The organism is Streptomyces sp. NPDC004561, assembly GCF_053602155.1.
Genome location: NZ_JBSGDB010000237.1, coordinates 1 through 12,921, shown reverse-complemented (window position 1 = coordinate 12,921; position 12,921 = coordinate 1). Strand labels below are relative to the sequence as shown.

Below are 12,921 nucleotides of genomic sequence, written 5' to 3'. Positions count from 1 at the left end.
ACCGGATCGACCTGCTGATCCTGCACCAGGCCCTGCCGTCCGAGTTCGACAAGACCCTTGCCGCCTACCGTGCCCTGGAAAGGCTCCTGGCCGGGGCACGGCACTGTGCCGCTCACTCGGCCCGCCCATCCGGCCCGCTCTCCGGCACAGTTCTGTGACCGTGGCCCGGGCCGGTCGGCTACGCCGGTCGCTGGAGCACCGTCAGGCTTCGGTCCGGCAGGGTGAGCCGGTCGCCGGCGCCGACCTTCGCGCCCGTGCCCGGCGGCACCCCCTCCGGGCGGCTCGTGTCGACCACCACCTGCCACTGCCGGCCGTGGTCGACCGGCACCAGGAAGTCCAGCGGCTCGGGGGAGGCGTTGAACATCAGCAGGAAGGAGTCGTCACCGATGCGTTCCCCGCGCGGTCCCGGCTCGGAGATCGCGTTGCCGTTGAGGAACACCGTCAGGGCGGACGCCTGCGCCGAATGCCAGTCCCGCTGGGCCATCTCCGCGCCCTCCGGAGTGAACCACGCGACGTCCGACAGGTCGTCGTGGGTGCCCTCCACCGGACGGCCGTGGAAGAAGCGGCGCCGCCGGAAGACCGGGTGGTCACGGCGCAGCCACACCATCGCGCGCGTGAACTCCAGCAGTTCGCCGCCGTCCTCGGGCCAGTGCAGCCAGGACAGCTCGTTGTCCTGGCAGTAGGCGTTGTTGTTGCCGCGCTGGGTGCGCGCGAACTCGTCGCCGTGGCTGATCATCGGCACGCCCTGGGACAGCATCAGCGTGGCGACGAAGTTCCGCATCTGGCGGGCGCGCAGCCGCAGCACCTCCGGCTCGTCGGTGTCTCCCTCCGTCCCGCAGTTCCAGGACCGGTTGTGGCTCTCGCCGTCCCGGTTGTCCTCGCCGTTGGCCGTGTTGTGCTTGTCGTTGTAAGACACCAGGTCGTGCAGCGTGAAGCCGTCGTGGCAGGTGACGAAGTTGATCGAGGCGAGCGGCCGGCGGCCGTCGTCCTGGTAGAGGTCGGAGGAGCCGGTCAGCCGGGAGGCGAACTCCGCGAGCGCCCGCGACTCGCCCCGCCACAGGTCCCGCACCGTGTCGCGGTACTTGCCGTTCCACTCGGTCCACAGCGGCGGGAAGTTGCCCACCTGGTAGCCGCCCTCGCCCACGTCCCACGGCTCGGCGATCAGCTTCACCTGGGAGACCACCGGGTCCTGCTGCACCAGGTCGAAGAACGACGACAGCCGGTCCACCTCGTGGAACTGCCGCGCCAGGGTCGCCGCGAGGTCGAAGCGGAAGCCGTCGACGTGCATCTCGGTGACCCAGTACCGCAGCGAGTCCATGATCAGCTGGAGCACGTGCGGGGACCGCATGAGCAGCGAGTTGCCGGTGCCCGTGGTGTCCATGTAGTAGCGCGGATCGTCGGTGAGCCGGTAGTACGACGGGTTGTCGATGCCCTTGAAGGACAGCGTCGGGCCCAGATGGTTGCCCTCGGCGGTGTGGTTGTAGACGACGTCCAGGATGACCTCGATCCCGGCCTCGTGCAGCGCGCGGACCGCCGACTTGAACTCCAGCACCTGCTGGCCGCGGTCGCCCCAGGAGGCGTACGCGTTGTGCGGGGCGAAGAAGCCGATGGTGTTGTAGCCCCAGTAGTTGCTCAGGCCCATGTCGCCGAGCCGGTGGTCGTTGACGAACTGGTGTACGGGCATCAGTTCGAGGGCCGTCACCCCGAGCTTGGTCAGGTGTTCGATGATCGCGGGGTGGGCGAGCGCCGCGTACGTGCCGCGCAGCTCCTCGGGCAGCCCCGGGTGGCGCATGGTCAGGCCCTTCACATGGGCCTCGTAGATCACCGTGTGGTGGTAGTCGGTGCGCGGGGGCCGGTCGTCGCCCCAGTCGAAGTACGGGTTGATCACCACCGAGGTCATGGTGTGCGGCGCCGAGTCCAGGTCGTTGCGCTCGTCGGGCGCGCCGAAGTGGTAGCCGTACACCTCCTCGCCCCAACGCACCGAGCCGCTGACCGCCTTCGCGTACGGGTCGAGCAGCAGCTTCGCCGAGTTGCAGCGCAGTCCGCGCCCGGGATCGTACGGGCCGTGGATCCGGAACCCGTACCGCTGTCCCGGCATCACCCCCGGCATGTACGCGTGCCGCACGAACGCGTCGCTCTCGCGCAGTTCCACCGCCGTCTCCGAGCCGTCGTCGTGCAGCAGACACAGCTCTACTCGGTCCGCGGCCTCCGTGAAGACCGCGAAGTTGGTTCCCGCGCCGTCGTACGTGGCGCCGAGCGGATACGCCTCTCCAGGCCAGACCTGCATGGATACGACTCTCCCAGGTGTGCACCCCGACTGTGGTCGCGTTCCCCACCGAGTCTTCCCGAAAAGTGCGGCAACCCCGCATCGCACATGCCCGGAGCACCGAGCGGCGGCCTCCGGCCGGGTGACGAAGGGGCGGCCGGGGCCACGGAACCGGCCCCTCGGGCGCCGCCGGCCGGGCAGGGTGAGCCGCGGTTATGAATCCGCTCACCCCCGTCGCCCGGGCAGGACGGAACGGCTCTGAAATGCCGCTCAGTTGAGGGGAACAGTTGAGAAACCGACCTGTCCATCCGGCTGCACCGCGCAGCGCTCCCGGAGTACCCTTCCTTGATCGTTGAGACCGGAAGGCCCGGGAGCGGAAGGCGGTGCACGGGTGGGCTCGGGAGGGCTGGAGCTGCCCCCTGGTGACGAGGGTCACGAGGGAAACTCCACAGACGTCCCGCCCGGCGCGGTGTCCCTGGCCCGGCCGATGGACGCGGGTTCCATCGGGCCGGAGCTGGACTGGGACGCCGACGCCTGGCACGAGGTGCGCACCCGCGCCCAGCGAGCGGGCCGGGCCTACATCTGGCTGAACCTCGTGGAACAGCGGCTGCGCGCGGTCGTGGCCGCGGTCCTGCGGCCGATCTACGAACCCGTGCACGCCGACGACTGGGTGGTCGCCGCGGCCGGCCCGGCCGGGCAGGAGTGGGTGCAGCGCGCGGTCGCCGTCCGCGAAGTCAGCCGCCGCAAGGGCTACTTGCTCGACCCGGCCGACGACAACGTGCTCAGCTTCCTGACCCTGCCCCAGCTGCGCGAGCTGGTGGTGCAGCACTGGCCCTGCTTCGAGCCCTACTTCGACGAGCGCCGCGACCTCGAACTCGCCCTGGACGAACTGGAGGTGACCCGCAACGTCGTCTCCCGCAACCGGGCCCTGTCCGAGGCGGTCCTGAGCCAGGCCGAGCGGGCCTCGGCCCGGCTCCTGGAGGTGCTCGGCGCGGGCGGTGACGTGCCCTCCGCCCGCCGGCTGCCGGTCGACGCGGTCGAGGACCTGGTCGGCGACCGGTACGCCGACGTCGTCGCCGTCCACCCGGACCGGGTGCGGCTGCTGCGCCAGTTCCCGGCCGAGGACATCTTCGGCGGCGCCCGCAGGCTCGACGCCATCGGCATCGGCCTCAACCTGCTGGTGCAGAACTTCTCCGGGCGGCGCCTGGTCCGGCTCGCCGAGTCCGGCTGCCGGGTGCGGCTGCTCTTCCTCAACCCCGCCTCCAGCTCGGTCAAGCGCCGCGAGCGCGAACTCGGGATGAAACGGGGCGAACTGAGCCGCTCCGTCGAGATGAACATCCTGCACATGCGCCGGGTGCGGTCCCGGCTGCGCGACCCGGGCGCTTTCGAGATCCAGGTGTACGACGAGACGCCCCGCTTCACCGCCTATCTGGTGGACGGCGACGGCGCCGACGGCATCGCCGTGGTGCAGTCCTATCTGCGCGGGGCGCGCGGGATGGAGTCGCCGGTCCTGGTGCTGCGCAACGGCAGCCGGCTGGTCAAGTCGGACGACGTGGTCGAAGCCGGGCTCTTCCCGACATACCGCGAGGAATTCGAGCTGGCTTGGGTGGATTCGCGCCCGGTGTCCTGAACTGTCCCTGAGGGCAAGCGGAACGCGGTCCTCGGATTGTCAGTGCCGCGTGCGAGGGTGGAGACCACTGGGGGAAAGCACCACCAAGAAGGGGGGCCGCCCATGGGCTGGCACCGGGAGCTGCTGATCGGCTTCGACCTGGAGACGACCGGAACGGATCCGCGCGAGGCGCGCATCGTCACCGGCGCCGTGATCGAGGTCAGGGCCGGTGAGCCCATGGCGCGCAGGGAATGGCTGGCCGATCCGGGCGTGGAGATCCCGGCCGACGCGGTGGCGGTGCACGGCATCAGCAACGAACGCGCGGCGGCCGAGGGCAGACCGGCCGACCAGGTGGCCGACGCCATCGCGGAGGTCCTGGTGTCCCACTGGAGGGTGGGCGTCCCGGTCGTCGCCTACAACGCGGCCTTCGACCTCACCCTGCTCTCCGCCGAGCTGCGGCGCTACGGCCTGCCGTCCCTCTCCGACCGCCTGGGCGGCCTCGCCCCCGCCCCGGTCGTCGACCCCTACACCATCGACCGCTGGGTGGACCGCTACCGCCGCGGCAAGCGGAACCTGGAAGCGGTGTGCGCCGAGTACGGCATAGTCCTCGGCGCGGCCCACGACGCCTGTGCGGACGCCCTCGCCGCGGCTCGCCTCGCCACCGCGATAGCCGACCGCCACCCCAAGATCGCCGCCCTGGGCCCGGCGGAACTGCACCGCAGTCAGATCGAGTGGTACGCGCGGTGGGCGGCGGACTTCCAGGCCTTCCTGCGCCGCAAGGGGGACCCGGCGGCGGTGGTGGACGGCACGTGGCCGCTGCGGGAGCCGGCGGCCGAGACGGTGTGAGCCGGCCGGCGCCGGCTCGGAAAGGACACCGCTCAGAACGGATACCACCGCACGGTCTCGTCCCCGTCGCGCAGTGACGTGACCCGGCGGCGGAACTCGGCCAGCGCCTTGGGGTTGCTCGGCGCGTGCTGGGCCACCCAGGCGCAGCTGGCCGTCTCACGGGCGCCCCGCAGCACCGGGCACCCCTCCCATTCCCGCACGTCCCAGCCGTAGGCCTCGGTGAAGGCGTCGTACGCCTCGGCCGGCAGCCCGTACCGGTCGCGGGAGAGGGCCATCACCACGAGGTCGTGCTCGCGCAGGTCGGCGGAGAAGGTCTCCAGGTCGACCAGGACCGGTCCGTCGGGCCCGACATGGACGTTGCGGGGCAGCGCGTCGCCGTGGATCGGGCCCGGGGCCAGGCGGGGCGTCAGGGCGGCCGCGGCCGCCGCGAAGCCGTCCCGGCGCTCGCGGAGGTAGTCCGCGTCCGCCGGGTCGATCGCGTCACCCGCGAGCCGCAGCCAGCGCTCCACGCCGCCCAGCAGTACGCGCGGCGGCAGCGCGAAGGGAGGAGCGGGGAGTGCGTGCACGATCCTCAGGAGTCCGGCCAGGTCCCGCGGCCCGGCGGGCCGCACCGCGGCGGGCAGCCGGTGCCACACCGTCACCGGGTGGCCCGCCACCAGCCGCGGCTCGGGCTCGGCCGCCCGCACCGCCGGGACACCGGCCCCGGCGAGCCAGAGGGCGATGTCCAGCTCGCGCCCGGCCCGCTCCAGCAGTTCGGCGTCGCGTCCCACCTTGACCACCAGGTCGCCGGCGGCGAACACCGCGTTCTCGCCGAGGGCGAGGAGCCGCGCGTCCCGGGCCGGGCCCGGCAGCACTCCCGCCGCGGCCAGTACGACCCGCGCCCGTGCCTCGTCCATCCTCGTCCCTCCGTGCCGCCGTCGTTCCGGACCGGTCGCGCCGTCCCCGGCCAGTCTCGCATTCGCACAGGTGGGACCGGATGCGCGGGCCCTCGGCGGGCTCGCCCACCACTGCCCGAAGCGCACAGTTTGGTGCCGCAGTTGACCGTCCCGCGGCGGGCCGACCTGTTCGTCACGCCGACGGCAGCCAGGAGCGGCCCGGCCACTGCCATGCCGGTGATCGCCGTACCGCGGGCCGTCGACCGGTTCGGCAACGCCGACATGCTCCAGGCCCTCGGCGTGGCCCGGCGGCTGTCCACCGAGGAGGCCACCGCAGCGGCTGTGCGCGGTGGCGACGGCGCTCCTCGACGACCCCGAGGCGGCCCGGCGGCTGAAGGAGATCCAGGCCGGGAGGGCGGCGCCTAGCTTCCGCGGGCACGATGAGCGGCCCGGCCGCGGAAAGGGCAGGGCCCGTCGGCTCTCCGGGAGGGCCGACGGGCCCGGTGCGAGCCGCCGGGATCAGACCGGCAGGCGCTCGTCCTCCCCGCGCGCCGGTGCCACGACCGCCTCGGGGGCCTCGTCGTGGGTGAGGTCCGGCAGCCGGTGCAGCCACTTCGGCAGGTACCAGTTGCGCTCGCCCAGCAGCGCCATCACCGCCGGCAGCAGCACCCCGCGGATGACGGTGGCGTCGATGAGCACCGCGGCGGCAAGACCCACGCCCATCTGCTTCATGGACTGCATGGACAGCGTGCCGAAGATCGCGAACACGGCGACCATGATGACCGCGGCGCTGGTGACCACCCCGGCCGTGGTGACCACGCCGTGCCGGATCGCGTCCTTCGTGTCGCGCCCGCGCGTCCGGGCCTCGCGGATCCGGGACACCACGAACACGTGGTAGTCCATGGACAGCCCGAACAGGATCACGAACAGGAACAGCGGCAGCCAGGTCACGATCGCGCCGACCCCGTGCGCGCCCACCAGCGAGGCACCCCAGCCGTGCTGGAAGACGGCGACCAGGATGCCGTAGGCGGCGCCCACCGAGAGCAGGTTGAGCACGATCGACGTGAGCGCGACGGTCAGCGAGCGGAACGACAGCAGCATCAGCAGGAAGGCGAAGACGACCACGAACGCGAAGACCGGGACGACGGAGCCGAGCAACTGGTCGTTGAAGTCGTGGTTGCCGGCGACCTGACCGGTGATCGGCGCCTCGACGCCCGCGATCCTGCCGAGCGTGGCGGGCCGCACCTCGTCGCGCAGCTTGTCGAGGCTCTTGACCGCCCGGTCCATGTCCGAGCCGCCGACCAGCGGCACGGAGACCACGGCCACGTTCTGCGCGTCGTGCAGCTTGATGTCGACAGGGCCGCGCGAGGCGCCCGAGGCGATCGCCCGCTGCTTGAAGTCGGCAAGGGCCTGGCGGACTTCGGGCGCGTTGATGTCCTTGGCCCTGACGATGACCTGGGCCGGCTCGCTGCCGCCCGGGAAGGCGTCGTTGATGCGGTTGTACGTCTGCACGATGGGCAGCGAGTTCCCGAACTCCTGGTCCAGGGTGAGCTGCTGCGTCTTCATGCCGAGCGCGGGCGCGGCGATCGCCAGCAGCGCGCCGACCGCCACGAGGACGGAGACCAGCGGCCGGGCCAGCACGCCCCGCAGCACGGCCGTCCAGAAGCGGCTGCCCTCGTCCGCGGTCCGCTTGGGCCGCCGGCGGCTCAGGAACGGGATCCGCCCCTTCTCCACCCGCTCACCGAGCAGCGAGAGCAGCGCCGGCAGCACGGTGACCGACCCGACCATGGCGACCGCCACGACCATCAGCGAGGCCAGGCCCATCGCCTCGAACTCGGCGAGCCCGGTGAACAGCATGCCCGCCATGGCCACGCAGACCGTGACACCGGAGACGATGACCGCCCGGCCGCTGGTGGCGGCGGCGATCCGCAGTGCCGTGCCCGGGTCCCGGCCGGCGTTCCGCTCCTCGCGCTCACGGCGCAGGTAGAACAGGCAGTAGTCGACGCCGACGGCCATACCGACCAGCAGCATCACGGAGTTGGCGGTGTCGCTCATCGGCTGCAGATGGCTGACGATGCCCATCAGGCCCATCGTCGCCATGATCGCGGTGATCGCGAGGGCCACCGGCAGCAGCGCGGCCACCAGCGCGCCGAAGGCGATCAGCAGGATGCCGAGGGCCACCGGCACCGCCGAGAACTCGGCCTTCTGGAAGTCGTCACCGAAGGCGTCCTTGTACTGCTTCTGCATGCTGGCGCCGCCGATCTCCTCGATCCGCAGGCCACTGTGCCGCTTCTGCACCCCGGCGACGGCGTCCAGCACCGGCTGCACCCGGTCGGCGGCCGTCTTGGCGTCGCCGCGCAGGTCGAACTGCACCAGCGCGCTGCGCCCGTCGCGGGAGATGGTGTGGGTGTCGTAGGGCGAGGTCACGTCGATCGCCCTGCCGGTGGTGCCGACGGCCTTGACGACGTCGGCGACGGCCGCACGGAACTCGCCGCTGGTCGCCGGTACGTCACCGGCCCTGGACTGGATCAGGACGGTCTCGGCGGCCGGCTCCTTGATCCCCGCGTCGTCGATGATCTGCGCGGCGGTGTGGGTCTCGCCCTTGAGTTGGTCGCCCTCGTTCACGTCGACACGGCCCGCCGCCGAGCCGAGCCCCATCGCCAGCACGACGAACAGCACCCATATGCCGACGGCCGCCCAGCGGTGCCGGGCGCTCCAGCCGCCGGCGCGGGCGGCCAGCCCCCGCACCCGCACGTCCCTGTTCCCCATCGCGGGTCTTCCCCCTCGTGTGCGGTGACGGCCCCCTGCCGCCACGCGTTCGAACAACTCCGCTTCGACGGTATGGGCTGGACAAAGCCATCTCGTCGTGCTGCCCGGTGAGGTGGCCGTGCCCCCTCTCACCACTGGGGAGGACGGCGACCCCCTACACCTATCGGCGGTTCTCGGGGACGGCTCTCGGGGTCCGCCGCGCACTCGCGTCCCTCGCGCGTCGTGGGATGTCCGTTCCGCCGTCGTAGATCCACTTTGTGATTACGAAACCTTGTTGAACAAGTCACAGCTGCGTGTAGAGGTTGATCCGGCCCCCACCCATCCGTCAGAGTTTCGCGGAGCCCGCACTGTGCGCGGGCGCGGCCGTCGTGCCCACCCCCACGGGGCACGACGGCCGCTCTATGGTTGCCGGATGACGACCTATGCGGCGCTGTTGCGCGGGATCAACGTCGGCGGCAGCCGGAAGCTCCCCATGGCGGACCTGCGCACGCTTCTGACGGACCTCGGCCACACCGGCGTGCGCACCCATCTGCAGAGCGGTCAGGCCGTCTTCACCGCAGACCACGGTGACGAGGCATCCCTGGCGGCGGAGTTGAGCCTGGCGATCGAGGAGCGGTTCGGCTTCCCGGTGGACGTGATCGTGCGCGACCACGCCTATCTGGCGGCGGTGGCGGCGGCCTGCCCCTTCCCGGCCGCCGAACTCGAGGCCAGGCAACTGCACGTCACCTACTTCTCCGCGCCCGTCCCCCCGGACCGCTACGCGGAGATCGACGCGGACGCCCACCTCCCGGAGGAGTTCCGCCTCGGGGACCGGTGTCTGTACCTGTACGCCCCCGACGGCGTGGGCCGCTCCAAGCTCGCCGAAGCCCTGTCCCGCCGGCGGCTCAACAAGGACCTGATCGCCACCAGCCGGAACTGGAACACGGTGCTCAAGCTCGCCGAACTGACCGCTCCGCAGGCCTGACGGCCGGCGCCCTCGCGCCACAAGCCGGTTGATCTTCCGGGCCGTTTGGCGTTTCGTAGGCCGCGGACCGTACGCCGGACCGACCGGGCCCGGCGTGCGCACGAAGGGGGCGGGGGCACGGTGGACGAGTTCACGGACCGGGCCGGGGCGGACGACGCCCCGGCGGACACCGGACGGCGGCTGGCCGCACGGTTCGAGGCGGACCACGCGCACCTCTCGGCGGTGGCGTACCGGCTGCTCGGCTCGGCCGCCGAGGCCGACGACGCCCTCCAGGAGGCCTGGCTGCGCGCCCGGCAGGCCGACATCGACGCGGTCGAGAACCTCACCGGCTGGCTGACCACCGTGGTGACCCGGGTCTGCCTGAACCTGCTGCGGGCCCGCCGCAACCGGCGGGAGGAGTTCCTCGACGCCCCCGGGAGCGCGTACGAGTCCCCGTCGGCCGACCCCGCCCGGTCCGGTGATCCCGCGCGGGAGGCGCTGCTGGCCGACGAGGTCGGCGTCGCCCTGCTGGTCGTCCTCGACGCCCTGAGCCCGGCCGAACGGGTCGCCTTCGTGCTGCACGACATGTTCGCCGTGCCCTTCGACGAGATCGCCCCGCTGCTGGACAAGTCCCCTGCCACCACACGTCAGTTGGCCAGTCGCGCCCGCCGCCGGGTGCAGGGCCGGCCGCCCGCGCCCGCCCCCGACGCGGGACGCCGGCACCGGGCCGTCGAGGCCTTCCTCGCCGCCACCCGCGGCGGCGACTTCACGGCCCTGGTCGCGCTGCTCGCCCCGGACGTGGTGCTGCACGCCGACGCGCTGGTCGTGCCCACGCCCGAACCGATCACCGTGCGCGGTGCCGAGCCCGTCGCCCGGGGCGCCATGGCCGCCATGGCCCGCGCCCACTCCACCGGGGCCGCCCTGCTGGGCGGCCGGATCGGCCTGGTCATGGCGCCGTACGGGCGGCCGCGCCTGGTCCTGGCCTTCACGTTCGGCGCGGACGGCCGGATCACCCGGATCGACGTCGTGGCGGAGCCCGAACGGCTGCGGGAGACGGAGATCGCGGTCGTGGACTCGGGCGGCTGAACGGCGGACCCGCGAATGGACCAGGGAAGTGGGCGGAGATTGGGCTGGGACACCGGGCCACTGGCGCACTAACGTCGCCGTCATGACGCACAGGGACACCGCCACCGCCACCGAGTCCGGGCCGACCAGGGTCGACTTCTACTTCGACCCGGCCTGCCCCTTCGCCTGGATCACCTCCCGCTGGATGCTGGAGGTCGAGCGCCTGCGCCCGCTCGACCTCCGGTTCCACGTGATGAGCCTGTACCTGCACAACACCGGGAACGAACTCCCGGACTGGTACCGGGACCTGGTGGACCGCTCGATCGGTCCGGTGCGGGTCGCCGTGGCCGCCGCCGAACAGCACGGCGAGAAGGTGCTGCGCGACCTGTACACCGCGTTCGGAACCCGGATCCACGAGCGCGGGATGAAGGACTTCGACCTGGTCGTGACCGAGTCACTGGCCGAACTCGAGCTGCCCGCGGACCTGTCGGCCGCCGCCCACGACCCGTCGTACGACGACGCGGTGCGCCGCGGCCACGAGGCCGGCGTCGAGCCCGAGTCGGGCGGCTATGTGGGCACGCCCACGCTGCACGTCGACGGCACGGTGTGGTTCGGGCCGGTGCTGCGCGCCGTCCCGCGGGGCGCCGGGGCGGCCGAACTCTTCGACAGTTTCCGGGTGCTGGCCGACCACCCGGACTTCTTCGAACTCAAGCGGACCCGCACCGGCGCCCTCCGCTTCGACTGAACCGGAGGCGGGCTGGCCGATAAGCGCCGCTCCGGGGCGCCGGCGCCGCCGCGCCAGTGACACGCGGGCCGCACCCGGCGCAGAACGAAGAGCCGTCGTGGTCCGACGTCACAGGGGAATGCCGGACCACGGCGGCCTTTTACCACGTCCCCGCCTCCGGGGGGTCCGGTCGCCGAACAACGCGACAAGCCCGCCGAGTTGTCCCTAGGGTGAAGTGCGAGTGCCTCCGGACCGCTCCGCTTCCGCGTCCGGGAACCGGTCAACGGACACCGGTCACCCGGACGGGTGGCGATTTTCGGCCTACTCGGCGTGTTCGCCGCCGCAGGGCACGGACGCCACGTCGTCGGCGGCAGCGGCCACCCGCGGCATCGGTAACGTCACCCTTCCGACCACGAGCGAGGACAGCACATGAGCACCTACGACTTCGGCAACGTCGACGGCCCGGCCCACTTCGGCGCCCCGGGTCATCTCGACATGACCAACGGCACACCGGACCTGGCGACCCTCATGAACGTCGCCGACCGGCTCACCGAGTCGCTGCACATGGAGTACCCGGGGCTCGTCGGACAGGGCGAGACCATCCAGGGCGAGCTGGCCCTGTCCGCCGAGGACGGCCTGCCCCCCAACCGCGGCCGCATCCGCTCCGCACTGGAGAACATCGCCATCACGGCGGGGGCCGGCACCGGCAGCCTCACCTACACCCGGCATCTGACCCAGGCCCTCGGCCTGTGAGTCCGGGGCCCCGCAGGACCGGGGCCCGCCACCACTCAGGCGCCCAGTACCTGGAGCGCGGGCCGGCGCGCCGCGTCGTACCGCCGCAGCAGCAGCCGCGCCACCTCGGGCGCCGGACCCAGCACCTCCGCCAGGACGTCCGCCCCGGCCGCCCCGCGCGCGATGCGGTCCGGCAGGAAGCCGGGCGCCAGCACATACGGCGCCACGGCGACCCGTTCGCAGCCGAGGGCGCGCAGTTCCCGTACGGCGTCCTCGGTGCGCGGAAGGGATGCGGAGGCGAACGCAGGCCGCACGGCGCACCAACCGGTGTGCCACCACTCCCGCGCGATGTCGGCGATCACCGCGATCGCCTCCGGGTCACTGGACCCCGCCGAGGCCAGCACGACCCCGGTCGAGGACTTGTCGGCGGGCGTCAGCCCCGCCTCGTACAGGCGCCGTTCCAGCGCCGACAGCAGCAGCGGCGACGGGCCGAGCACGTCCGCCTGCCGGATCCGCAGCCGCACCGGCGCCTCCCGCAGCACGGCCGGGATGTCGGCCTTGGCGTGGAAGGCGCGGGTCAGCAGCAGGGGCAGGGCCACGACGTCCCGCACCCCGTCCGCCGCCAGGGACTCCAGCACGCCCCGTACCGAGGGCACGTTGAAGTCCAGGAAGCCGGTCTCCACGCGCAGCCCCGGCCGCTGCGACCGTACCCGCTCCACGAGCGCGTGCACGGTCGCGGCGTGCCGCGGGTCGCGGCTGCCGTGGGCGATGACGAGAAGGACCGGTTCGCTCATGTCGTGCCTCAGCTCTTCACCAGCAGGCCGCGGCTGCGCAGCACCCACCGCTCCAGCGGGCTGAAGATCAGCAGGTCGATGGCGATGCCGACGAACAGGATCAGCAGGATGGCCTCGAACACCATGGCCATGTCGCTGGCCGTGCGGGCGTTCTCCAGCAACTGGCCGAGGCCCGTGCCCAGGTCGGGGAAGTTCGCGATGATCTCCGCGGCCATCAGGGAACGCCAGGAGAACGCCCAGCCCTGCTTCATGCCGGCCACGTAGCCGGGCAGCGCCGCCGGCAGGGTGACGTGCCAGG

The 12,921-nt window shown here is 72.3% G+C and carries 11 protein-coding genes and 1 pseudogene; 7 read left to right on the top strand and 5 right to left on the bottom strand.

The genetic code is table 11. The annotated features are described in order from the left end of the window. Positions 1–178 precede the first annotated feature (178 nt). A complete protein-coding gene (glgX, locus tag ACWEN3_RS27070; protein WP_452975932.1) occupies positions 179–2,287 on the bottom strand; it encodes a glycogen debranching protein GlgX in 2,109 nt (702 codons plus the stop codon). 370 nt (positions 2,288–2,657) lie between these two features. On the opposite strand from glgX, the gene ACWEN3_RS27065 reads away from it, so the two are divergent. Both ACWEN3_RS27065 and ACWEN3_RS27060 read left to right on the top strand, forming a co-directional pair. After that, positions 2,658–3,896, top strand: a complete 1,239-nt coding sequence (locus ACWEN3_RS27065; protein WP_452975930.1) for an SAV2148 family HEPN domain-containing protein — start codon at positions 2,658–2,660, stop codon at positions 3,894–3,896. A gap of 102 nt (positions 3,897–3,998) precedes the next feature. Further along, positions 3,999–4,721: an exonuclease domain-containing protein gene (locus ACWEN3_RS27060; protein WP_452975928.1), complete on the top strand. Its 723-nt coding sequence runs from the start codon at positions 3,999–4,001 to the stop codon at positions 4,719–4,721. A 32-nt stretch (positions 4,722–4,753) separates the two neighbouring features. Here the strand turns inward: ACWEN3_RS27060 and ACWEN3_RS27055 are convergent, their stop codons facing one another. Beyond that, positions 4,754–5,617 (bottom strand): phosphotransferase enzyme family protein, encoded by an 864-nt coding sequence (locus ACWEN3_RS27055; protein ID WP_452975926.1) that lies wholly within the window; start codon positions 5,615–5,617, stop codon positions 4,754–4,756. Positions 5,618–5,743: 126 nt separating this feature from the next. On the opposite strand from ACWEN3_RS27055, the pseudogene ACWEN3_RS27050 reads away from it, so the two are divergent. Next, positions 5,744–6,014 (top strand): annotated as a pseudogene (locus tag ACWEN3_RS27050) (glycosyl transferase); the annotation flags it as partial. A 101-nt stretch (positions 6,015–6,115) separates the two neighbouring features. On the opposite strand, the gene ACWEN3_RS27045 reads toward ACWEN3_RS27050, so the two are convergent. Then, on the bottom strand, positions 6,116–8,365 hold the full coding sequence (locus ACWEN3_RS27045; protein ID WP_452975924.1) for an MMPL family transporter: 2,250 nt from the start codon (positions 8,363–8,365) through the stop codon (positions 6,116–6,118). A 412-nt stretch (positions 8,366–8,777) separates the two neighbouring features. On the opposite strand from ACWEN3_RS27045, the gene ACWEN3_RS27040 reads away from it, so the two are divergent. The 4 genes from ACWEN3_RS27040 (at position 8,778) to ACWEN3_RS27025 (ending at position 11,850) form a co-directional block, all read left to right on the top strand. Next, the gene (locus ACWEN3_RS27040; protein WP_452975922.1) at positions 8,778–9,329 is read left to right on the top strand and encodes a DUF1697 domain-containing protein; all 552 of its coding nucleotides are present in this window, start codon (positions 8,778–8,780) and stop codon (positions 9,327–9,329) included. 120 nt (positions 9,330–9,449) lie between these two features. Next, positions 9,450–10,394: a sigma-70 family RNA polymerase sigma factor gene (locus ACWEN3_RS27035; RefSeq protein ID WP_452975920.1), complete on the top strand. Its 945-nt coding sequence runs from the start codon at positions 9,450–9,452 to the stop codon at positions 10,392–10,394. A gap of 82 nt (positions 10,395–10,476) precedes the next feature. Next, on the top strand, positions 10,477–11,118 hold the full coding sequence (locus tag ACWEN3_RS27030; protein ID WP_452975918.1) for a mycothiol-dependent nitroreductase Rv2466c family protein: 642 nt from the start codon (positions 10,477–10,479) through the stop codon (positions 11,116–11,118). 408 nt (positions 11,119–11,526) lie between these two features. Beyond that, a complete protein-coding gene (locus ACWEN3_RS27025; RefSeq protein WP_452975916.1) occupies positions 11,527–11,850 on the top strand; it encodes a hypothetical protein in 324 nt (107 codons plus the stop codon). A 35-nt stretch (positions 11,851–11,885) separates the two neighbouring features. Here ACWEN3_RS27025 and ACWEN3_RS27020 read toward each other — a convergent pair whose 3' ends face one another. After that, on the bottom strand, positions 11,886–12,623 hold the full coding sequence (locus ACWEN3_RS27020) for a sirohydrochlorin chelatase (RefSeq protein WP_452975914.1): 738 nt from the start codon (positions 12,621–12,623) through the stop codon (positions 11,886–11,888). Positions 12,624–12,631: 8 nt separating this feature from the next. Next, on the bottom strand, positions 12,632–12,921 hold a 290-nt coding region (locus ACWEN3_RS27015), incomplete at its 5' end, for an ABC transporter permease (RefSeq protein WP_452975912.1).